The following is a 21,223-nucleotide window of genomic DNA, read 5'->3' on the forward strand; positions in this document are numbered from 1 at the left end:
TCCACCTCTCAACCGTTGATGCTGATACGCAGTGACGCTGCGATGGCCCAGGGGGCCAGCATCAGCGCCAGGGCCAGCAGGGCGCCCAGGATAGCCAGATGGGCGACGGCTCCGTCGCCGAGGATTGCCGCCTGCACCGCACCAGCGCCGAAGATCAGCACCGGAATATAGAGCGGCAGCACCAGCAGCGACAGCAGCACGCCGCCGCGGGAGAGTCCCACGGTCAGCGCCGCGCCGATGGCGCCGATCAGGCTCAGGCTGGCCGTGCCCAGCGCCAGCGAGAACGCCAGCGTCAGGTAGCTGCCGGCCGGCAGCGACAGCATGATCCCCAGCACCGGTGCCATCAGCGCCAGGGGCAGCCCGGTCAGCAGCCAGTGCACCGCCACCTTGGCCAGCGCCAGCATCGGCAGCGGCTGCGGCGTCAGCAGCAGCTGTTCGAGAGAACCGTCGTCGTAGTCACCGCGGAACAGGCTGTCCAGGGAGAGCAGCGCCGCCAGCAGCGCCGCCACCCACAGCAGGCCCGGGGCGATGGTGGCCAGCAGCTGCGGATCCGGCGAGATGCCGATCGGAAACAGGGTGATCACCAGCGCGAAGAACACCAGCGGGTTGAGCACCTCGCTGCGCCGGCGCATCAGCAGGACCAGGTCGCGCCGGAGGGTCGCCCAGAGTGCGACCCCCAGGCCGCCGCCAGGTTCCCCATGCCGTGACTCGCGGCTCTCGGCGGCCGCCAGCCGGGTCTCAGAGCCCACCATGCGGCTGCCCTCCTCTACCCAGGTGCACGCGGCGCAGCTCGGCGGTCTGCCTGAGCTCATGGTGGGTGGTGACCAGCACGCAGCCGCCGGCGCGGGCATGCACGATCAGCCGCTCCTCCAGCGCCGCCACGCCGTCGCGGTCGATGGCGGTGAAGGGCTCGTCCAGTACCCACAGCGGGCGCGGCGTCAGCTCCAGGCGCGCCAGCGCCACCCGACGCTGCTGCCCGGCGGAAAGCTGCCCGGCGGGGACGTCCTCGAAGCCCACCAGCCCCACCGACTCCAGGGCGGCCAGGCGCGCCGCCTCGTTGCCGCGCTCGCCGGCCAGGGCCTGGTACCAGGTCAGGTTCTCCAGCGGCGTCAGGGCCGCCTTTACCCCCGGGGCATGGCCCAGGTAGAGCAGGCTCTCGAGGAAGGCCTGGCGCGATTCACGCATCGGCGCGCCGTTCCAGAACAGCTCGCCCTGATAGTCGGCGAGCTGGCCGGAGAGGATCTTGAGCAGCGTGGTCTTGCCGCTGCCGTTGGGGCCTTCGATGCGAACGATCTCGCCCGCGTGGATATCCAGATCGAGATCCTCGAAGAGCCAGCGATCATCCCGCTCACAGGCCAGCTTTCGGGCTTGCAGGCTCAGGGTCAAGGCACACTCCGGGATGGGTAATTTGGCTCGAGACTCTACACGGAAAGCGGTTTTGCTGCCAGATTCCCGGCTGCGTCAGCCGGTCGCGGTTGACCGGGGTCAAGCCTCCTGCCGATGCTCTCCCCTTGCGTGATCGGGCGGCCCTGCTATGCTTGCCAGATACTGTATATGCCAACAGTATCCGGCCGACAAGGCTGACGACAGGAGACCCACGCCATGCCCGAGGTCAACGCCCAGTTCCTTCTTCGCCGCCCCAACCTGCCCCTGGCCGAGGCCTGGGCCCTGCTCGACGGTACGGACGCCGCCGACGAACACCTGGTCGAGGTGCCGCTGCTCGGCAATGTCTCGGCGGGTCTGCCCATCGAGGCCTGCCTGGACAGCGCCAGCATCCGGGTCCCCCGACGCATGGTGCGACGTAACACCTATGCGCTGCGGGTGCGCGGCGACTCCATGATCGATTGCAACATCTTCGACGGGGATGTGATCATCATCGAGCGCCAGGAGAGCGCCGAGAACGGCGAGACCGCCGTCGTGATGATCAACAACCAGGAGGTCACCCTGAAGAAGCTCTATATCGACCGCGCCGGCGTGCGCCTGCAGCCGGCCAACGAGCGCATGGCGCCGATCTTCCTGAAGAACAGCGACATCCAGGTGCTGGGGCTGGTGATGGGCGTCGTGCGCCAGGAGGAACTGGCCGCCTGATGCGCTACCCCGTCCCCGACCTGTCCGCCGGCACCTGGCAGGAGAGCGAGCTCGAGGTGGAGAGGAGCCGCTTCATCACCTGGCTGTGCCACGCCCCCGACGCTGCCGCCTTCGAGGCGCTGCTGGCCGAGGCCCGGCGGCGCCACCCCGCGGCGAGCCACCACTGCAGCGCCTTCATCGCCGGCCAGCCCGGCGAGCAGGCCGCCATCGGCTTCTCCGACGACGGCGAACCCGGCGGCACCGCCGGACGCCCCATGTATCAGGTACTGCAGGGCTCGGGGCTCGGGCAGGTGGGCTGCGTGGTGACCCGCTACTTCGGGGGCACCAAGCTGGGCACCGGCGGCCTGGCCCGCGCCTATGCCCAGGCCGTGGCCCAGGGCCTGGAGAGTCTGCCTCACCGCCAGGTGGTGGAGCGCACGCCACGCCGGCTGCAGGTGGCCTTCGCCGGCGAGGCCGAGGCCCGCGGCTGGCTGGCCAGCCGGGAGATCCCCGTGGAAGCCGCCGACTACGCCGCCGACGGCGTGGTGCTGACCGTGGGCTGGCCCAGCGACACCCCCATCGACCTCAGCGAGCTCGAATCGAGGCTGCGCGGGCGGCTGGCGCTGCTCGAGAGGTGACGCCCCGCCCCTCCTCCTGTGCCCACCACGCAAACGGCGCCCCGAGGGGCGCCGCTTGCGTGACGGTACCGGCGAGCCTCAGCCCAGGTACTTGATCATCACCCCCGCGGCCACCGCCGAGCCGATCACCCCGGCCACGCTGCGAATAGAGCCCTCAGCGAGCCCTGCAGAACAAGTGGTGCGCATTCTAGCGAATCCGCGATGAGTGTCAAGCGAGAAGATTTTCGAAACTTTCAAAAATCCCAAGCAGAACAACCACTTCTACCACTTTTTACCGCCTGCAACCTTGCTGGTCACCGGCAGCGGATGCGTACTTTACGGTTTTCCCCCGAGGGGTGCAACCCCTTCCGCTAGAAAAATGTAGCTCAACGACACGCAAAGGGCCATGACCCATATCAAGATATCGCTCGGCGAGGCCAGGGACCCGGAGCTCAACGAGGTTCCGGGCCCCTGGCACCCACAGGCAGATCGATCAGAAGCTGTCGCCGGGAATGCGTACGAAGCCCTCCATCAGCACCCGGGCGCTGCGGCTCATCACCGCCTCGTCGATCACCCAGCGACCATCCACCAGGCTTGCCTCGGCGCCCACCCGCAGGGTGCCGGAGGGGTGGCCGAAGGTGACGGCGTTGCGCTTGCCGCCGCCAGCGGCCAGGTTGACCAGGGTGCCCTCGATGGCCGCGGCGGAGGCGATCGCCACCGCGGCGGTCCCCATCATGGCGTGATGCAGCTTGCCCATGGAGAGCGCCCGCACCAGGAGATCGATCTCCGCGGCTTCGACCGCCTTGCCGCTGGAGGCGCTATAGCTCGCCGGAGGCGCCACGAAGGCGACCTTGGGGGTGTGCTGGCGAGAGGCCGCCTCGGCCACGTCCTGGATCAGCCCCATCTTCACCGCCCCGTGGGCGCGAATGGTCTCGAAGCGCGCCAGCGCCTCGGCGTCGCCGTTGATCGCCTCCTGCAGCTCGGTACCGGTATAGCCGAGTTCGGCGGCATTGATGAAGACGGTGGGAATGCCGGCGTTGATCAGGGTCGCCTTGAGCGTACCCACCCCCGGCACCTCGAGATCATCGACCAGATTGCCGGTGGGGAAGATCGCCCCCTCGCCGTCGGCGGGGTCCTTGAAGGCCACCGGCACCTCGGCCGCCGGGAAGGTCACGCCGTCCAGCTCGAAGTCGCCGGTCTCCTGCACCTCGCCGTCGGTGATGGGCACCTGGCAGACGATGGTCTTGCCGATATTGGCCTGCCAGATGCGCACCTCCACCACGCCGTTCTCCGGAATGCGCGCCGGGTCCACCAGGCCGTTGGCCACCGCGAAGGGGCCCACGGCGGCGGAGAGGTTGCCGCAGTTGCCGCTCCAGTCGACGAAGGCCTTGTCGATGGCGACCTGGCCGAAGAGGTAGTCCACGTCGTGGTCGGGGCTCTCGCTCTTCGAGAGGATCACCGTCTTGCTGGTGCTGGAGGTGGCCCCGCCCATGCCGTCGATCTGCTTCTGGTAGGGGTCGGGGCTGCCGATCACCCGCATCAGCAGGCGGTCGCGGGCCTCACCGGGCTGGCGCGCCGCCTCGGGCAGGTCGTCGAGCCGGAAGAAGACGCCCTTGCTGGTGCCGCCGCGCATGTAGGTGGCGGGAATACGAATCTGGTGAACGTGTGCCATGAAAGAAGCTCCGGAGGGAAGGCTGCCGCGCCCGAGGACGCGGCAGGAAAACGATGAAGCCGCCTAAAGCGAGAAGCGCCGGGGAAGCTTCGAGCTGCCGACAAGACGGCGAGGCCCATGACCCCGCCGCCTGGCTTCAGCTTGTCGCCTCGGCCGTGGACTCCAGGAAGTCCTTGGCGAAGCGCTGCAGCACGCCACCGGCGGAGTAGACGGTGACCTCTTCCGCGGTATCCAGGCGGCAGGTCACCGGCACCCGGTCGACTTCGCCGGTCTTGCGATGGATAACCAGTTCCAGGGTCGCGCCCGGCGCCGCCTTGCCTTCTACGTCGTAGGTCTCGGTGCCGTCGAGCTGCAGGGTGTGGCGAGTGGTGCCCTCCTGGAACTGCAGTGGCATCACGCCCATGCCGATCAGGTTGGTGCGGTGGATGCGCTCGAAGCCCTCGGCCACGATCGCCTCGACCCCGGCCAGCGCCACGCCCTTGGCCGCCCAGTCACGGGACGAGCCCTGACCGTAGTCGGCGCCGGCGATGATGATCAGCGGCTGCTTGCGGTTCATGTAGGTCTCGATGGCCTCCCACATGCGCATCACCTGGCCTTCCGGCTCGACCCGCGCCAGCGACCCCTGCACCACCTCGCCTGCGTCGTCCCGCACCATCTCGTTGAAGAGCTTGGGGTTGGCTAGCGTCGCCCGCTGGGCGGTGAGATGGTCGCCGCGGTGGGTGGCGTAGGAGTTGAAGTCCTCCTCCGGCAGGCCCATCTTGTGCAGGTACTCGCCCGCCGCGCTGTCCATCATGATGGCATTCGACGGCGACAGATGGTCGGTGGTGATGTTGTCCGGCAGGATCGCCAGGGGCCGCATGCCCTTGAGCTCGCGCTCGGCCGCCATGGTGCCTTCCCAGTAGGGCGGGCGGCGGATGTAGGTGCTCTGCGGGCGCCAGTCGTAGAGCGGGCTCTCGGCCTTCTCGAAGGCGTCCAGGTCGAACATCGGGATGTAGACCTGCTTGAACTGCTCCGGCTTGACGAACTCGCCGACGATAGCGTCGATCTCCTCGTCGGAGGGCCACAGGTCCTTGAGGGTGACCGGGTTGCCGTCCTTGTCGGTGCCCAGCACGTCCTTCTCGATGTCGAAGCGCACGGTCCCGGCGATGGCGTAGGCCACCACCAGCGCCGGCGAGGCCAGGAAGGCCTGCTTGGCGTAGGGGTGGATGCGGCCGTCGAAGTTGCGGTTGCCGGAGAGCACGGCGGTGGCGTAGAGATCGCGGTCGATGATCTCCTGCTGGATCTTGGGATCCAGCGCCCCGGACATGCCGTTACAGGTGGTGCAGGCGTAGGCGACGATGCCGAAGCCGAGCTTCTCCAGCTCCGGCAGCAGGCCTGACTCCTCGAGATAGAGCCGCGCGACCTTGGACCCCGGGGCAAAGGACGACTTCACCCAGGGCTTGCGAATCAGGCCGAGCTCGTTGGCCTTCTTGGCGAGCAGGCCCGCTCCCACCACGTTGCGCGGGTTCGAGGTATTGGTGCAGCTGGTGATGGCGGCGATGATCACCGCGCCATCGGGCATCCGGCCTTCCTTCTCCTCCGCCTGGGCCTTGTCGTAGTCCACGGCGATGCCGCGCTCGTGCAGCGCACTGGTGGGCAGGCGGCGGTGCGGGTTGGAGGGGCCGGCCAGGTTGCGCTCGACGCTGGAAAGGTCGAAGGTCAGCACCCGCTCGTACTGGGCGTTGGCCAGGCTGTCGGCCCACAGGCCGGTCTGCTTGGCGTACTTTTCCACCAGCTCGACCTGCTCCGACTCGCGGCCGGTGAGCGTCAGGTAGTCGATGGTCTGCTCGTCGATGTAGAACATCGCCGCGGTCGCACCGTACTCCGGGGTCATGTTGGAGATGGTGGCGCGGTCGCCGATGGTGAGGCTCTTGGCCCCCTCGCCGTAGAACTCGAGATAGGCGCCGACCACGCGCTCCTTGCGCAGGAACTCGGTGATCGCCAGCACGATATCGGTGGCGGTGATGCCGGGCTTGGGCCTGCCGGTCAGCTCCACGCCGACAATGTCGGGCAGCCGCATCATGGAGGGACGGCCCAGCATCACGGTCTCGGCTTCGAGGCCACCGACGCCGATGGCGATGACGCCCAGGCAGTCGATGTGCGGCGTGTGGCTGTCGGTGCCCACGCAGGTGTCGGGATAGGCCACGCGCTTTCCATTCTCATCCGGGCGCGCCTGGACCACCGGCGACATCTTCTCCAGGTTGATCTGGTGCATGATGCCGTTGCCGGCGGGGATCACGTCGACGTTCTCGAAGGCGGTCTTGGTCCACTCGATGAAGTGGAAACGGTCCTCGTTGCGACGATCCTCGATGGCGCGGTTCTTCTCGAAGGCGTCCGGCTCGAAGCCGGCGTGCTCCACAGCGAGCGAGTGGTCGACGATCAGCTGGGTCGGCACCACCGGGTTGACCTTGGCGGGGTCACCGCCCTGCTCGGCGATGGCGTCGCGCAGGCCGGCCAGGTCGACAAGCGCCGTCTGGCCGAGGATGTCGTGGCACACCACCCGGGCCGGGTACCAGGGGAAGTCCAGGTCACGGCGGCGCTCGATCAGCTGCTTGAGGGCATCGTTGAGCAATTCCGGCTCGCAGCGACGCACCAGCTGCTCGGCGAGCACCCGGGAGGTGTAGGGAAGGGTGTCATAGGCACCGGGCTGGATCTCCTCGACGGCCGCACGCACGTCGAAGTAGTCCAGCTCGGTGCCGGGAAGCGGTTTACGATATTCGGTATTCATGGCGTCGAAGTCTTCGCGTGGTCGTTGAAGGGCGGGATGAGGAGGTGCTTGGGCAAGCGGGGCGGAGGCGGCCCTAGGCCACCTCCGCGGCGTGGCGACTCAGTCGCGCTGCTCGATGGGCACCCACTCGCTCTTCTCCGGGCCGACGTAATCGGCGCTCGGGCGAATGATACGGTTGTTGGCGCGCTGCTCGAAGACATGAGCCGCCCAGCCGGTAACGCGCGAGCAGACGAAGATCGGCGTGAACAGCTTGGTGGGGATGTCCATGAAGTGGTAGGCACTGGCATGGAAGAAGTCGGCGTTGCAGAACAGCTTCTTCTCGCGCCACATCACCGCCTCGACGCGCTCGGAGACTGGATAGAGAACGGTGTCGCCCACGTCCTCGGCCAGCTTCTTGGACCACTCCTTGATGATGGCGTTGCGCGGGTCGGACTCGCGATAGATCGCATGGCCGAAGCCCATGATCTTCTCCTTGCGCTCGAGCATGCCCATGATCTCGCGCTCGGCCTCGTCGGCGGAGGCCCAGTTCTCGATCATGTCCATGGCCGCCTCGTTGGCGCCGCCGTGGAGCGGACCGCGCAGCGAGCCGATGGCGCCGGTCACGCAGGAGTGCATGTCGGAGAGAGTCGAGGCGCAGACGCGCGCGGTGAAGGTCGAGGCGTTGAACTCGTGCTCGGCGTAGAGGATCAGCGAGACGTTCATGACGCGAGCATGCAGCTCGGAGGGGGCCTCGCCGCGCAGCAGGTGCAGGAAGTGGGCACCCACGGAGTCATCGTCGGTCTCGGTCTCGATGCGCACGCCGTCGTGGCTGAAGCGGTACCAGTAGCAGATGATCGAGGGCAGCACGGCCAGCAGGCGGTCGGAGACATCCTGCTGCTCGTCGAAGCTCTGCTCGGTCTCCAGGTTGCCCAGCATGGAGGCGCCGGTGCGCATCACGTCCATGGGGTGGGCGTCCTTGGGGATCTGCTCCAGCACGGTCTTGAGCGGCTGCGGCAGGCCACGCAGGCCCTTGAGCTTGGAAATGTAGGCGTCGAGCTCGGCCTGGTTGGGCAGCTTGCCCTTGAGCAGCAGGTAGGCCACTTCCTCGAACTTCGCCTTTTCCGCCAGCTCCTTGATGTCGAAGCCGCGATAGGTCAGGCCGGAACCGGTCTTGCCCACGGTACACAGGGCGGTGGTACCTGCACTCTGGCCACGCAGGCCGGCGCCGCCGATGGGTTTATCAACCATGATCTCTCTCCTCTTGTAGGTATCCGAAGTGACTGGCGGGCGCGACTCAGGCGTCGCTGCCCTTCTCGGCAAAGAGCGCATCGAGCTTCTGCTCGAAGCTGTGGTAGTTCAGGAAGTCGTAGAGCTCGTCGCGAGTCTGCATCAGCTCCACCACGTCGCGCTGGTGGCCGTTGGCATGGATGCTCTGATAGACCTTGAGCGCCGCGGCGTTCATGGCGCGGAAGGCGGACAGCGGATAGAGCACCATGCGGCAGCCCACCTCGCCCAGTTCCTGCTGGGAGAACAGCGGCGTGGCGCCGAACTCGGTGATGTTGGCCAGGATCGGCGCGTCGACGCGCTCGCAGAAGGCCTTGTAGTCGTCCAGGGTGTGCACCGCCTCGGCGAAGATGGCGTCGGCGCCGGCCTCGATGCAGGCCTGGGCACGTTCGATGGCGGCATCCAGCCCATCCTTCTGGAAGGCGTCGGTGCGGGCGATCAGGTAGAAGTCCGGGTCGATGCGCGCATCGGCGGCGGCCTTGACGCGGTCGACCATCTCCTGCTGGGAGACGATGGCCTTGTTGGGGCGGTGGCCGCAGCGCTTCTGGGCGACCTGGTCCTCGATGTGCACGGCGGCAACGCCCGCGCGCTGCATCTCCTTGACGGTGCGGGCGATGTTGAAGGCGCCGCCCCAGCCGGTATCGATATCCACCAGCAGCGGCAGGTCGGTGGCGCCGCAGATGCGGTGGGCATCCTCGACCACGTCGTTCATGGTGGTCATGCCGAGATCCGGCAGGCCGAAGGAGGCATTGGCCACGCCGCCGCCGGAGAGATAGATGGCCTGGTGGCCGACGCGCTTGGCCATCATGGCGGTGTAGGCGTTGATGGTACCGACGATGGGCAGCGGGCGATTGGCCTCGAGGGCGGCACGGAAGCGGGCGCCGGGGGTCTGCTGGGTCATGGTCTCTCTCCTGTAGGGGGCTGGCCTGGAAGGTCCGGGCCGCGGGGGTTCGGTTCGAATCAGGATGTGGTCTCGGCCGCCTGACGCAGGGTGGCCGCATAGCGGTCGACCACATTGGCCCGTGAGGCGCTGACGTGACGCCGCATCAGCAGTTCGGCAAGCTCGGTATCGCCGGCCTCGATGGCATCGACGATGCGATGGTGCTCGACGAAGGCGCGCTGAGGCCGCGAGCCGCTGGCGCTGAACTGGGTGCGATAGAGCCGCACCAGGTAGTAGAGGTCGTCGCACAGCAGGGTCACCAGCATGCGATTGTGGCTGCCCTGGACGATCCGGTAGTGGAAGTCCAGATCGCCCTCGCGCTGGAAGTAGGCCTCGCCCTTCTTGAGGTCGGCCTGACGCTCATGCATCGCCAGGAGCTCGCGCAGCCCAGCGATCTCCTCGGCGGTCATGTGCTCGGCCGCCAGCCGGGCCGCCATGCTCTCCAGCGCCTCGCGCACGTCGAACAGCTCCAGCAGCTCCTTCATGGAGAGCTTCACCACCCGGGCACCCACATGAGGCACCCGCTCGATCAGGCGGTGCGCCTCGAGGCGACGCATCGCCTCGCGCAGCGGGCCGCGCGAGATGCCGTAGGCCCTGGAGAGGCCCGGCTCGGTGATCTTGCTGCCCGGCGCCAGCTCGCCGCGCACGATGGCGTCCTGGAGCTGCTGGAAGACGCGCTCCGCCAGGGTGCGCACTTCCGGGGGGGTGGTTTCGGTTTCGACTGAGGTCATGGCAATTGTCGACAATTATTCGGTGAAGAGAGAGTAGCCACTCCCCAGAATGGGGTCAATACGCAGAAACCCCGGAAAGCTTCACCTTTGGTTGTAGACAACCCCCCTGCCATCGAAGGGGCTGTCGACAATGTCAGCACAGCGCTGGCCCCCGCGGCGGGCAAGAACAGGGACAAGACCCGTCGAGACGCCTAGAATGGGCCGCCTGTTTTCGCAAGGCCCGGTCATGAACGCATCCCTTCAGATCACTCCCCTGCCCTATCAGGAGACGCCGCTCGAGCACTTCGCCCGCCTGCGCAGGCGCCCCGGCGCGGTGCTGCTCGACAGCGGGCGCCCCTCTGCCCCCGCAGGGCGCTTCGACATCCTCTCCAGCGATCCGCTGGCGACGCTTGCCGTCGATGCCCGGGGCCGCGTCAGCGGCGTTCCCGAGCTTGCCGGGCTCTCGCCCTTCGCCGCCCAGCAGGCGCTGCTGGAGCGCCTTCCGGTGCCCGACGCGGCAAGCGAGCTGCCTTTCCTGGGGGGTCTGATCGGCTACTGGAGCTATGACCTGGGGCGGCTGCTGGAGCCGGTGGGCGAGTGCGCCCGGCCGGTGGTCGACCTGCCGGCGAGCCGGGTCGGCCTCTACGACTGGGCGCTGATCCAGGACCATGAGCGGCGCGAGAGCTGGCTGGTGGCCACTGCCGAGCGCCGCCGGCAGGTGGAGGGCTGGCTGGCGGCAGCCGCCGCAGAGGCCGGCGGGTTTCGGCTCACCGCCCCCTTCACCGGGGAGCTCTCCCGCGCCGACTACCTCGCGCGCTTCGCCGCCGTGCAGCGCTATATCCGCGCCGGTGACTGCTACCAGATCAACCTGGCCCAGCGCTTCAGCGCCCCCTACGCGGGCGACCTGTGGGCAGCCTATTGCCGCCTGCGCCAGGCCACCCCGACCCCCTATGCCGGCTATATGGCATGGCCCACCGCCCACGGCGAGCAGGCGCTCCTCTCGCTCTCGCCGGAGCGCTTCCTGGAGTGCCGCGACGGTAAGGTGGAGACCCGCCCCATCAAGGGCACCCGCCCCCGGGGGGCGACGCCCGCCGACGACCGGCGGCTGGCCAACGCGCTCGCCGCCAGCCTCAAGGACCGCGCCGAGAACGTGATGATCGTCGACCTGCTGCGCAACGACCTGGGCCGCGTCTGCCGCCCCGGCAGCGTGCGGGTGCCCCAGCTGTGCGGCCTGGAGAGCTACGCCAACGTGCACCATCTGGTCAGCGTGGTCACCGGTGAGCTGGCCCCAGGGCGCACGCCCCTCGAGCTGCTGGCCGCCGCCTTCCCCGGCGGCTCCATCACCGGCGCCCCCAAGGTGCGCGCCATGCAGATCATCGAGGAGCTGGAGCCGAGCCGGCGCAGCGCCTACTGCGGCAGCCTCGGCTATGTGGACGTGCGCGGGGGCATGGACACCTCCATTGCCATTCGCACCGCCGTGGCCGACGACGGCCAACTCCACCTGTGGGGCGGCGGCGGCCTGGTGGCCGACTCCGAGGGCGAGGCGGAGTATCAGGAGACCCTCGACAAGATCGGCCACCTGATGGCCGCCCTCGCGGACAATGAATTGGCAGAAAATGCATAAGAACCTTGCCTCTTGCTCCCCAAAGGAATAGATATCCAAGAAATCGGTATTGGGGGCGGCGGGCTCGGCCTTGTTAGGGTAACGGCCATCGAGCCCAAGGAGGCCAGCATGGCAAGCTTCGACCCCAACCGTTTCGTCCTGGAGCACGACCAGGCGACCCCCAAGGAGATCCTCCGCGCCGCCTACCAGGCCTTCGGCGAGCTGACGCTCTCCTTTTCCGGCGCCGAGGACGTGGTGCTGATCGACCTGGCCCTGAAGGTCGCGCCGAAGGAGGCCGTCCATGTCTTCGCCCTGGATACCGGCCGGCTGCATCCGGAGACCTACGCCTTCATCGAGCGGGTCCGCGAGCATTACGGCATCGCCATCGACGTGCGCTTCCCCGACCCCGAGGCGGTTCAGGCACTGGTGGGCGAGAAGGGACTCTTCAGCTTCTATCGCGATGGCCATCAGGAGTGCTGCGGCATCCGCAAGGTGGCGCCGCTGCGCGCCCGCCTCGCCGGCCTGCCGATGTGGGTCACCGGCCAGCGCCGCGATCAGAGCCCCGGCACCCGCTCGAGCCTGCAGATCGCCGAGCACGACCACGGCTTCGGCAGCGAAGCGAGCCCGCTTTACAAGATCAATCCGCTGACCCACTGGTCGAGCGAGGAAGTGTGGACCTACATCCGCATGTTCGACGTCCCCTACAACCCCCTGCATGAACGCGGCTTCGTCAGCATCGGCTGCGAGCCCTGCACCCGCCCCACCCTGCCCGGCCAGCACGAGCGCGAGGGGCGCTGGTGGTGGGAGGAGCAGGGCGGCAAGGAGTGCGGCCTGCACGCCACCAACCTCCCCTCCTCCGCCCCCCGCTGAGCGGAAGCGGAGCAGGGAGCAGAGAGACGAAGGGCGCCCCGCGGGGCGCCCTTCGTCGCTCAAGGCCCCACCGCCCCTTCCGGGGGATGGGGGCCCTGCGAGGCTAGCGCACCGGCAGCGTGAGCCCCTCGAAGAGCGGCGCCTCGTGCCGTGGCCCCGCCGCCAGGGCGGCATCGACCAGGTCACGCTCCAGGTGCGGGGCGAAGCCCTGCAGGAAGTCGTACATGTAGCCGCGCATGAAGGTGCCGCGGCGGATGCCGATCTTGGTGGTGGAGCTCTCGAAGAGGTGGCCGGCATCCAGCGCCACCAGGTCGGTGTCGTGCTCCGGGTCCACCGCCATATGGGCGACGATGCCCACCCCCATACCGAGGCGCACGTAGGTCTTGATCACGTCGGCGTCGGCGGCGGTCAGCACCACGTTGGGCGTCAGCCCCCGGGCCCGGAAGGCGTCGTCCAGCTGGGAACGGCCGGTGAAGCCGAACACGTAGGTGACCAGCGGATAGCGGGCCAGGGCCTCCAGGGTGAGCTCGGGCTCGTCGGCCAGGGGGTGCCCGCGGGGGACCAGCAGACAGCGGTTCCAGCGGTAGCAGGGCAGCAGCACCAGGTCATTGAAGAGTTCCAGGGACTCGGTGGCGATGGCGAAATCCGCCTGGCCGTCGCTGACCATCTGGGCGATCTGCTTGGGGGTGCCCTGCTGCATGTGCAGGGCCACATCGGGATACTTGCGGGTGAACTCGCTGATCACCGGCGGCAGCGCGTAACGCGCCTGGGTATGGGTGGTGGCAATGGCCAGGCTGCCGCGCCGCTCGTCGCTGAACTCCTGGGCCACCTCCTTGATGTTCTCGGTCAGGCGCAGGACCTCGCCGGCCAGTTCGACGATGGCCTGCCCGGCCGGGGTCACCCGGGTCAGGTGCTTGCCGCTGCGGGCGAAGATCTCCACCCCCAGCTCGTCCTCCAGCAGGCGGATCTGCTTGGAGATCCCCGGCTGGGAGGTGAACAGGCTCTGGGCGGTGGCCGAGACGTTGAGGTTGTGGCGGGTGACTTCCCAGATATAGCGCAGCTGCTGCAGCTTCATGATGACAAACTCCCTGGCCGCCGCCCCGGTCACAGGCGCTGGCAATGCCAAATCGCGATAAGCAAAAAATCTCTAATCACTTTGAAGTATATACAAGGAGGCGGTGTCCCGCCTAGCCGTATCATGGCGCCATTTGCCAGCGCAGCGGCCGACCGCTAACATCAGCCGGCCGGGCACGCCCCAGGCGTGCCGTGAATACGCTCGATGCAGCGCAACGAAACTGGAGAACCCCATGGCCAATAACGTCGATGTCACCAATGCCAACTTCGAGCAGGAAGTCCTCAAGGCCGACACCCTGGTGCTGCTGAAGTTCTGGGCCCCCTGGTGCGGTCCTTGCAAGGTGATGTCACCGGTGGTCGACGAGGTCGCCGAGGAGCGCCAAGGCAACCTCAAGGTCGTCAGCATCAACGTGGACGATGCCCCGGAAATCGCCGCCGAGCAGGGTGTGCGCGGTGTGCCCACCGTCATGCTGTTCAAGTCCGGTGCCAAGGTCGCCTCCCTGGTGGGCGCCCAGTCCAAGTCGCAGCTGACGCAGTTCATCGACCAGAACGCCTGATCGCGGCGCTCACTTCAGCGCAAGCATGACGCCCCGGCCCTGGCCGGGGCGTTGTCGTTCAGGCCTCCTCATCCTCGGCGTCGCGCTCCGCGATCGGACGCTCGGGACTTGCCTCGGGGGCCTCCTCCCCCGGCCCCAGCAGGTGGGCGATCCAGCGGGTCTGGGGATGGCTGTCCAGGGCAATCTTCAGAGTCATGGTCAGCACCACCGAGAGCAGCATGCCCACCGTGCCGAAGATCCAGCCCCACACCACCAGCGACAGGAAGGCCACCAGGGTCGACAGTCCCAGCGCGCGCCCCATCACCCTTGGCTCGACGATGTTGCCCAGCAGGAAGTTGATCCCCAGGTAGGCCGCGGAGAGCAGCAGGGCATCGACCAGCCCGCCCTCCGGCGAGACCAGCAGCAGCAGCACCGGGGGCACCGCAGCGATGGCCGAGCCGATGTTGGGAATGTAGTTGAGCGCGAAGGCCAGCACCGCCCACAGGAAGGGAAAATCGACCCCGACCAGCAGGCAGGCCACCCACACCAGGGCGCCTGTGACCAGGCTGATCAGAGTCTTGACGGCCAGGTAGCGCTTGAGGGTCTGGCTGAACTCGCTGAAGCGCTGAAGGCTCGGCGCCGGGTTGGCCAGGGCGCGGGAGACCTTGTCGCGGAAGTGCAGCATCTCGAACAGCATGAACAGCACCAGCAGGCCCACGATGGTGCTCTGCACCAGCAGGTTGCCGATCTCGCCGAGCAGGGTGGGGATCCAGCCGCCCAGCTCCTCGACGTCCAGCAGACCGGCCAGCCGGTCCGGGTCGATGGCTAGCCCCAGGCTCGCCAGGCCATCCAGCAGCCCGACATAGTAGGCCTGCAGCTTCTCCTCGATGCCCGGCAGCGCCTCCGTGAAGGTGCCGAAGCTGTTGACCAGCAGCAGTCCCACCAGCGAGAAGAGCACCCCGATCACTACCAGGGTCAGCCACACGGCCGCCCGCAGGCCAAGCCCCAGCCGGTTGAGCCACTGGATCGGCGCGGTGCAGACCACCGCGATAAAGATGGCCAGCAGCATCGGTACCAGCAGGCTCGCACCGGCCTTCATGCCGGCCACGATCACCACCAGCGCGGCCAGGCCGAGCATGAGGTTGAGCGGAATGATGCTCGGGGCATCCGGTTCATGAGCCGACATCGTGCGTTCCTGTCCTCCCTGGCCAGCCCCCATCATGCCTTCGCGCCGGGCCAGCAACAATGATGGCCGCCGCGGGAACCTTTGCACCCGCCCCCCCTCGAAGCGGGGTGGCAGACGGCCACGCCATCATTGCAAGGAGGCCACCATGAGGCTGTTTCGTCCCGCCCGGCAGCTGCTGCTGGGCACACTGCTCGTCGCCACCCCGCTGCTGGCCGGGCAGGCGCTGGCCGAGGCCACCCCGCCCCGCCAGCTCCACGTCCAGGCCGAGGCCACCCTGGCGGTGGTGCCTGACCGCGCCACCCTCACGGCCCGCCTCTGGGAGCGCACACCGGCCGTGTCCCAGGAGGAGGACCGGGGAGGAGACCCTGACGCGCTGCGCGAGGCCCGCGAGCGGCTGGAAGGCCGTGCCGGCGAGCTGATTCGCACCCTAGAGGCCGCCGGGTTCGAGCGCGACGCCATCAGCGCCGGCTCGCTGGCCGTGCAGCCGGAACACCTCGCCGGTAGCCGTCACGAGGACGGCGAGCGTCAGACGCTGGTCCGGACCCGCCTCGAGCGCGCCTTCCGGATCCAGCTCGACGACCTGGAGCGGCTGCCGGGGCTGCTCGACGCCCTCACCGAGGCCGGCGTCAATGCCCTGGACGGCGTCAGCTATGACCTCGTCGACCGCGACGCCGCCACCGACGAGGCGCTGGTCAAGGCGCTGGAGAAGGCGCGCCACAAGGCCGAGCTGATGGCCGACACCCTGGGCATCACCCTGGGCCCGGTGGCCAGCGTCAGCGAGACCCGCTCGCCGGTCTTCCAGCCGCGCATGCTGGCCATGGCCGCCGATGCCCGGGAAGGCGCTCCCCAGGCGGAGTACCGCCCCGGCACCCTCGAGATCGAGGCCGGGGTCAGCGTCAGCTGGGAGATCGACTGAGCCGGCAGCCTTCCCGAAAGCACCGAACCCCCGGTGGCTGGCGCCAGCGGGGGTTCGCGTCAAGGGCGGGGGCCCTGGCCTGGCGGCATCAGCCCGGGAGGTTGATCACCTCGACGCCGCCCATGTAGGCGCGTAGCGCCTCGGGGACCGTGATCGAGCCGTCGGCGTTCTGATAGTTCTCCAGCACCGCCACCAGGCAGCGCCCCACCGCCAGGCCGGAGCCGTTGAGGGTGTGCAGCAGCTGCGGCTTCTTCTGCTCGGGGTGGCGGAAGCGCGCCTGCATGCGCCGCGCCTGGAACTCCTCGCAGTTGGAGACCGAGGAGATCTCGCGGTAGGCGTTCTGGCTGGGGATCCACACCTCCAGGTCATAGGTCTTGGCGGCGCCGAAGCCCATGTCGCCGGTGCAGAGGGTCACCACCCGGTAGGGCAGCTCGAGCGCCTGCAGGATCGCCTCGGCGTGGCCGCGCATCTCCTCCAGGGCCGCATAGCTGGTGGCCGGGTCCACCAGCTGCACCATCTCCACCTTGTCGAACTGGTGCTGGCGGATCATGCCGCGGGTATCACGACCGTGGGAGCCCGCCTCGCTGCGGAAACAGGGCGTATGGGCGGTGAGCTTCAGAGGCAGCGCCCTGTGCTCCAGGATCTCGTCCCGGGCGAAGTTGGTCAGCGGCACCTCGGAGGTGGGGATCAGGTGGTAGCCGCGCTCGTCGTCGAGGCGGAACAGGTCCTCGCCGAACTTGGGCAGCTGGCCGGTGCCGCGCAGGGAGGCCTCGTTGACCATGTAGGGCACGTAGCACTCCTCGTAGCCGTGCTCGAGGGTCTGCTTGTCCAGCATGAACTGGGCCAGGGCCCGGTGCAGCCGCGCGATGGGGCCTCGCATCACCGCAAAGCGCGCGCCGGTCAGCTTGGCCGCCAGCTCGAAGTCCAGCTTGCCCTGCAGGGCGCCGAGGTCGACGTGATCGCGCACCTCGAAGTCGAACGCCCGGGGGGTACCCCAGCGATGCAGCTCGACGTTGTCGGCCTCATCCTTGCCCTCGGGCACGCTCTCGTGGGGCAGGTTGGGAATGCCGCTGACCGCGTCATCCCACTCGGCCTGCACCTCGGCCAGGCGCGCCTTGGCCGCATCCAGGCGATCCCCCAGGTCCGAGACCTCGTCGAGCAGCGGCTGGATGTCCTCGCCGGACGCCTTGGCCTTGCCGATCGCCTTGGAGCGGGTGTTGCGCTCGTTCTGCAGGGACTCGGTCTCGGCCTGCAGCTCGCGACGCCGGGACTCCAGCGCCTCGAGACGGTCGGTATCGAGAGCGAAGCCTCGCTTGGCCAGTCGTTGAGCGACCAAATCGAGGTCGCTGCGCAGCAGTTTGGGATCGAGCATGGAATCCGGTCCGTTGCAGTCGGTGATGAAGAAGAAAGAAGACGGGAGTGAAACAGGCCGCCCATTGTAGGCAAAAGGCATCAGGGGCGCCACGCGCCCGCCGCCGACCCCGCCCGCGGGGTGCGCCCCACCGCCCTCTCGCGGTAAAGTAGAGGGATTCCCCGCTTCCCCATGAAAGAGTGCCATGATCGCACGACTGGACACCGCCGACGCCAGCACCATGCCGGGGCTGGCCGCCCCCTACCTGCGTTTCCTGGAGGCCCTGCGCGACGCCGGCTTCGAGGGCGAGATCGCCCCGGACTACGCCGACCGCACGGTACTGGCCACCGACAACTCGATCTACCAGCGCCTGCCCCAGGCGGCGCTCTACCCCCGCCACGGCGAGGACTTGGCGCGCATCGCCCACCTGGCCGGCCAGGTGGAGCACCGCCAGGTGGCGCTCACCCCCAGGGGCGGCGGCACCGGCACCAACGGCCAGTCCCTCACCGACGGCCTGGTGGTGGACGTCTCCCGCCATATGAACCGGATCCTCGATATCGACGTCGAGAACCGCCGGGTGCGGGTCCAGGCCGGGGTGGTCAAGGACCAGCTCAACGCCGCGCTCAGGCCCCATGGCCTCTTCTTCGCGCCGGAGCTCTCCACCTCCAACCGCGCCACCATCGGCGGCATGATTTCCACCGACGCCAGCGGCCAGGGCAGCTGCGAGTACGGCAAGACCCGCAACCACGTGCTGGAGCTCGAGGTGCTGCTGCTGGGCGGCGAGCGTCTGGTGAGCCGCCCGCTGGAGGAGGCCGAACTCGAAGCCCTCTGCGAACGCCAGGACGCCACCGGCCGCGCCTTTCGCACCGCCCGGGAGATCATCGACACCCAGGGCGAGCTGATCGCCGAGAAGTTCCCGCCCCTCAATCGCTGCCTGACCGGCTACGACCTGGCGCACCTAAGAGACGACCAGGGCCGGCTGGACATGAACAGCCTGCTGTGCGGCTCGGAGGGCTCCCTGGGCTTTCTCGACGAGGCGGTGCTCAACGTGCTGCCGATCCCCAAGCACTCCACCCTGGTCAACGTGCGCTACGCCGGCTTCATGGATGCCCTGCGCGACGCTCGGGCCCTAATGTCAAGCGGCAGCTCTTCTCAAGGTCGGCCACAGGCGTCCCCCACCTCCATCGAGACGGTGGACGACAAGGTGCTGATGCTGGCCATGGAGGACTTCGTCTGGGACAGCGTGGCGGCGTTTTTCCCCGCCGGCGACACCCCGGTGCGCGGCATCAACCTGGTGGAGTTCAACGACGACGATCCCGAGCGCCTGGCCGAGCGGGTCGCCGCCTTCTGCCGCCACCTGGAGAGCGACGCCAGCGTTCAGCGCCTGGGCTTTACCCTCGCCGAGGGCCGGCCGCAGATCCAGAAGGTCTACGCCATGCGCAAGCGCGCCGTGGGCCTGCTGGGCAACGCCCGGGTCGATGCCAAGGGCGAGAAGCGCCCCATCCCCTTTGTGGAGGACACCGCGGTGCCGCCGGAGCACCTGGCCGACTTCATCAGTGAGTTCCGCGCCGCCCTGGATGCCCGCGGCCTCGCCTACGGGATGTTCGGCCACGTGGATGCCGGGGTGCTGCACGTACGCCCTGCCATCGACATGAAGGACCCCGCGCAGGAGCGGCTGATCCGCGAGGTCTCCGACGAGGTGGCCGAGCTGACCAAGAAGTATGGCGGCCTGCTGTGGGGCGAGCACGGCAAGGGAGTGCGCTCGGAGTATGCGCCGAGCTTCTTCGGCGAGCTCTACCCCAGCCTGCAGCGGGTCAAGGCGGCCTTCGACCCCTACAACCAGCTCAACCCCGGCAAGATCGCGACGCCGCTCTCCTCTTCTACCCCACCCGCCCCCGTGGGGAGCCCGCCCGAAACCGCGGGTACTGCTTCTATCCCGCCCGACGCCGCGGGGAGCCCGCCCGAAACCGCGGGGAAGGCGCCTGACACCACGCAGGCGGAGACAGTGAAACTCGTCGACCCGGGTCTCTTGACCATCGACGGCGTGACCACCCGCGGCCAGCTCGACCGCACCATCGACGAGCGGGTCTGGCAGGCCCACGCCGCCACCGTCTACTGCAACGGCAACGGCGCCTGCTACAACTACGACCCCAATGACGCCATGTGCCCCTCCTGGAAGGCGACCCGGGATCGGGTGCACTCCCCCAAGGGGCGCGCCAGCCTGGTGCGCGAGTGGCTGCGCCTGCAGGGCGACGCCGGCGTCGACCTGGTCGAGGAGTCGCGCAGGAAGAAGGCGGAGGGCGCCTGGGGCTTCGTGAAAAGCTTCCCGAAACGCACCCTCAACACCCTGCGCCGCAAGCGCGAGGCGGACTTCTCCCACCAGGTGTATGACGCCATGGCCGGATGCCTGGCCTGCAAGTCCTGCGCCGGCCAGTGCCCGATCAAGGTCAACGTGCCCGACTCCCGCGCGCAGTTCCTGGAGGTCTACCACGGCCGCTACCTGCGCCCGCTGCGCGACTACCTGGTCGGCACCACCGAGTTCCTGCTGCCGACCCTCTCACGCATCGCGCCCGCCTACAATGCGCTGATCGGCAACCGCCTGGTGGATCGGCTGCTCTCCGGCCCCGTGGGCCTGGTGGACAGCCCGCAACTCTCCCGGGCCAGCCTGAGGAAGACCCTGGCTGCCTGGGGCGTGGCGGAAGCCACGCCCACGTCGCTCGGCCGACTCACCGAGGCTCAGAAGGCCAAGAGCGTGGTGATCGTGCAGGACGCCTTCACCAGCCACTTCGAGGCCAATCTGGTGCTGGATATCGTCGAGCTGCTCGGCCGGCTGGATGTCCGGGTCTTCGTGGCGCCCTTCTCCCCCAACGGCAAGCCGCTGCACGTGCAGGGCTTTCTGGGTGCCTTCGCGCGCACCGCCGAGAAGCAGGCCAGGCGCCTGCGCACCCTGGCGGAGTTCGGCGTGCCGCTGGTCGGCATCGACCCGGCCATGACCCTCACCTACCGCCAGGAGTACGTGAAGGCGCTGGGGCCGGAGGCCGTACCCGAGGTGCTGATGCTGCAGGAGTGGCTGGTGACCCGCGCAAGCAGTCTGGTGCCCGGCGGCCTGACCCTGGAGGGCGCCGGCATCAAGGACCCAGGCTACCGGCTACTCTCCCACTGCACCGAGAAAACCAACGCCCCGGGCAGCCCCAAGGCGTGGCAGCAGCTGTTCGCCGCCTTCGGCCTCGAGCTCGAGCTGGTGGCCACCGGCTGCTGCGGCATGTCCGGCACCTACGGCCACGAGGCGCGCAACCGCGAGACCTCAAGGACCATCTACGCCCAGTCCTGGCAGCCGGTGGTGGAGGAAAACGCCCACCAGGGCCGCCTGCTGGCCACCGGTTACTCCTGCCGCAGCCAGGTCAAGCGCTTCTCCGATGCCGCCCTGCCCCACCCGCTGCAGGCCCTTCTCGAGGTGCTGCGCCGGGCCAGCTAAGCCCCCTCGGGGCCAGGCCTCCAGCGCACGGCGCCCGCCGGGATATCCCCGGCGGGCGCCGTCGTATTCAGCGATGGGCCGGCGCCTCCCAGCGCCGTCGGCGCCTCCTCGCCAACCAGGACAATAGCGAAAATCTATCGATGGGGCTTCCGACAAGCTCCTAGGCTGGTACCTGG

Annotated in this window: 17 protein-coding genes; 7 read left to right on the top strand and 10 right to left on the bottom strand. The window is 68.4% G+C overall.

The window, feature by feature from the left end:
* Window positions 1-8: 8 nt before the first annotated feature.
* Window positions 9-752, bottom strand: coding sequence for a heme exporter protein CcmB (gene ccmB, locus D1793_RS07315; protein WP_119021578.1), 744 nt, complete (start codon window positions 750-752; stop codon window positions 9-11).
* Window positions 739-1,386 carry a cytochrome c biogenesis heme-transporting ATPase CcmA gene (gene ccmA / locus D1793_RS07320; protein WP_119021579.1) on the bottom strand — a complete coding sequence of 216 codons (648 nt, stop codon included), beginning with the start codon at window positions 1,384-1,386 and terminating at the stop codon, window positions 739-741. The genes ccmB and ccmA overlap by 14 nt, the downstream gene beginning before the upstream one ends.
* Before the next feature lie 216 nt (window positions 1,387-1,602).
* Here ccmA and lexA point away from each other — a divergent pair, with 216 nt between their 5' ends.
* Both lexA and D1793_RS07330 read left to right on the top strand, forming a co-directional pair.
* A complete protein-coding gene (lexA, locus tag D1793_RS07325; RefSeq protein WP_119021580.1) occupies window positions 1,603-2,088 on the top strand; it encodes a transcriptional repressor LexA in 486 nt (161 codons plus the stop codon).
* The gene (locus D1793_RS07330; RefSeq protein WP_119021581.1) at window positions 2,088-2,705 is read left to right on the top strand and encodes a YigZ family protein; all 618 of its coding nucleotides are present in this window, start codon (window positions 2,088-2,090) and stop codon (window positions 2,703-2,705) included. Before lexA ends, D1793_RS07330 begins: the two co-directional genes overlap by 1 nt.
* 472 nt (window positions 2,706-3,177) lie before the next feature.
* On the opposite strand, the gene prpF is transcribed toward D1793_RS07330, so the two are convergent.
* From prpF to D1793_RS07355, 5 genes are all read right to left on the bottom strand, one after another.
* The gene (prpF, locus tag D1793_RS07335) at window positions 3,178-4,356 is read right to left on the bottom strand and encodes a 2-methylaconitate cis-trans isomerase PrpF (protein WP_119021582.1); all 1,179 of its coding nucleotides are present in this window, start codon (window positions 4,354-4,356) and stop codon (window positions 3,178-3,180) included.
* Window positions 4,357-4,492: 136 nt separating this feature from the next.
* On the bottom strand, window positions 4,493-7,123 hold the full coding sequence (gene acnD / locus D1793_RS07340; protein ID WP_119021583.1) for a Fe/S-dependent 2-methylisocitrate dehydratase AcnD: 2,631 nt from the start codon (window positions 7,121-7,123) through the stop codon (window positions 4,493-4,495).
* Window positions 7,124-7,222: 99 nt separating this feature from the next.
* Window positions 7,223-8,350, bottom strand: coding sequence for a 2-methylcitrate synthase (gene prpC, locus D1793_RS07345; protein ID WP_119021584.1), 1,128 nt, complete (start codon window positions 8,348-8,350; stop codon window positions 7,223-7,225).
* Window positions 8,351-8,396: 46 nt separating this feature from the next.
* Window positions 8,397-9,287, bottom strand: coding sequence for a methylisocitrate lyase (gene prpB, locus D1793_RS07350; RefSeq protein ID WP_119021585.1), 891 nt, complete (start codon window positions 9,285-9,287; stop codon window positions 8,397-8,399).
* Between the two features lie 59 nt (window positions 9,288-9,346).
* On the bottom strand, window positions 9,347-10,057 hold the full coding sequence (locus tag D1793_RS07355) for a GntR family transcriptional regulator (protein ID WP_119021586.1): 711 nt from the start codon (window positions 10,055-10,057) through the stop codon (window positions 9,347-9,349).
* Window positions 10,058-10,283: 226 nt separating this feature from the next.
* Here D1793_RS07355 and pabB point away from each other — a divergent pair, with 226 nt between their 5' ends.
* Entirely contained in the window at window positions 10,284-11,660 is a 1,377-nt protein-coding gene (pabB, locus tag D1793_RS07360; protein ID WP_119023616.1) for an aminodeoxychorismate synthase component I, read from the top strand.
* Between the two features lie 108 nt (window positions 11,661-11,768).
* On the top strand, window positions 11,769-12,509 hold the full coding sequence (locus D1793_RS07365) for a phosphoadenylyl-sulfate reductase (RefSeq protein ID WP_119021587.1): 741 nt from the start codon (window positions 11,769-11,771) through the stop codon (window positions 12,507-12,509).
* Between the two features lie 103 nt (window positions 12,510-12,612).
* Here D1793_RS07365 and cysB read toward each other — a convergent pair whose 3' ends face one another.
* Complete coding sequence (cysB, locus tag D1793_RS07370) at window positions 12,613-13,584, bottom strand: HTH-type transcriptional regulator CysB (RefSeq protein ID WP_119021588.1); 972 nt, start codon at window positions 13,582-13,584, stop codon at window positions 12,613-12,615.
* A gap of 232 nt (window positions 13,585-13,816) precedes the next feature.
* On the opposite strand from cysB, the gene trxA reads away from it, so the two are divergent.
* Entirely contained in the window at window positions 13,817-14,140 is a 324-nt protein-coding gene (gene trxA / locus D1793_RS07375; protein WP_110069398.1) for a thioredoxin, read from the top strand.
* Between the two features lie 58 nt (window positions 14,141-14,198).
* On the opposite strand, the gene D1793_RS07380 is transcribed toward trxA, so the two are convergent.
* Window positions 14,199-15,305, bottom strand: a complete 1,107-nt coding sequence (locus tag D1793_RS07380) for an AI-2E family transporter (protein WP_119021589.1) — start codon at window positions 15,303-15,305, stop codon at window positions 14,199-14,201.
* A gap of 145 nt (window positions 15,306-15,450) precedes the next feature.
* On the opposite strand from D1793_RS07380, the gene D1793_RS07385 reads away from it, so the two are divergent.
* Window positions 15,451-16,221 (top strand): SIMPL domain-containing protein, encoded by a 771-nt coding sequence (locus tag D1793_RS07385; RefSeq protein ID WP_119021590.1) that lies wholly within the window; start codon window positions 15,451-15,453, stop codon window positions 16,219-16,221.
* 88 nt (window positions 16,222-16,309) lie between these two features.
* Here the strand turns inward: D1793_RS07385 and serS are convergent, their stop codons facing one another.
* Complete coding sequence (gene serS, locus D1793_RS07390) at window positions 16,310-17,593, bottom strand: serine--tRNA ligase (protein ID WP_119021591.1); 1,284 nt, start codon at window positions 17,591-17,593, stop codon at window positions 16,310-16,312.
* A gap of 184 nt (window positions 17,594-17,777) precedes the next feature.
* Here serS and D1793_RS07395 point away from each other — a divergent pair, with 184 nt between their 5' ends.
* Complete coding sequence (locus D1793_RS07395) at window positions 17,778-21,047, top strand: FAD-binding and (Fe-S)-binding domain-containing protein (protein WP_119021592.1); 3,270 nt, start codon at window positions 17,778-17,780, stop codon at window positions 21,045-21,047.
* Window positions 21,048-21,223: the final 176 nt, after the last annotated feature.

The organism is Halomonas sp. JS92-SW72 (genome assembly GCF_003547075.1).
Classification (GTDB): domain Bacteria; phylum Pseudomonadota; class Gammaproteobacteria; order Pseudomonadales; family Halomonadaceae; genus Halomonas; species Halomonas alkalicola.

Bases quoted from the DNA above. Each gene is read 5' to 3' on its own strand.
- D1793_RS07385 (WP_119021590.1), top strand. From the start codon at position 15,451: ATGAGGCTGTTTCGTCCCGCCCGGCAGCTGCTGCTGGGCACACTGCTC.
- ccmB (WP_119021578.1), bottom strand. From the start codon at position 752: ATGGTGGGCTCTGAGACCCGGCTGGCGGCCGCCGAGAGCCGCGAGTCA.
- D1793_RS07395 (WP_119021592.1), top strand. From the start codon at position 17,778: ATGATCGCACGACTGGACACCGCCGACGCCAGCACCATGCCGGGGCTG.
- serS (WP_119021591.1), bottom strand. From the start codon at position 17,593: ATGCTCGATCCCAAACTGCTGCGCAGCGACCTCGATTTGGTCGCTCAA.
- D1793_RS07330 (WP_119021581.1), top strand. From the start codon at position 2,088: ATGCGCTACCCCGTCCCCGACCTGTCCGCCGGCACCTGGCAGGAGAGC.
- cysB (WP_119021588.1), bottom strand. From the start codon at position 13,584: ATGAAGCTGCAGCAGCTGCGCTATATCTGGGAAGTCACCCGCCACAAC.
- acnD (WP_119021583.1), bottom strand. From the start codon at position 7,123: ATGAATACCGAATATCGTAAACCGCTTCCCGGCACCGAGCTGGACTAC.
- prpF (WP_119021582.1), bottom strand. From the start codon at position 4,356: ATGGCACACGTTCACCAGATTCGTATTCCCGCCACCTACATGCGCGGC.
- pabB (WP_119023616.1), top strand. From the start codon at position 10,284: ATGAACGCATCCCTTCAGATCACTCCCCTGCCCTATCAGGAGACGCCG.
- trxA (WP_110069398.1), top strand. From the start codon at position 13,817: ATGGCCAATAACGTCGATGTCACCAATGCCAACTTCGAGCAGGAAGTC.
- prpC (WP_119021584.1), bottom strand. From the start codon at position 8,350: ATGGTTGATAAACCCATCGGCGGCGCCGGCCTGCGTGGCCAGAGTGCA.
- D1793_RS07380 (WP_119021589.1), bottom strand. From the start codon at position 15,305: ATGTCGGCTCATGAACCGGATGCCCCGAGCATCATTCCGCTCAACCTC.
- lexA (WP_119021580.1), top strand. From the start codon at position 1,603: ATGCCCGAGGTCAACGCCCAGTTCCTTCTTCGCCGCCCCAACCTGCCC.
- D1793_RS07355 (WP_119021586.1), bottom strand. From the start codon at position 10,057: ATGACCTCAGTCGAAACCGAAACCACCCCCCCGGAAGTGCGCACCCTG.
- D1793_RS07365 (WP_119021587.1), top strand. From the start codon at position 11,769: ATGGCAAGCTTCGACCCCAACCGTTTCGTCCTGGAGCACGACCAGGCG.
- prpB (WP_119021585.1), bottom strand. From the start codon at position 9,287: ATGACCCAGCAGACCCCCGGCGCCCGCTTCCGTGCCGCCCTCGAGGCC.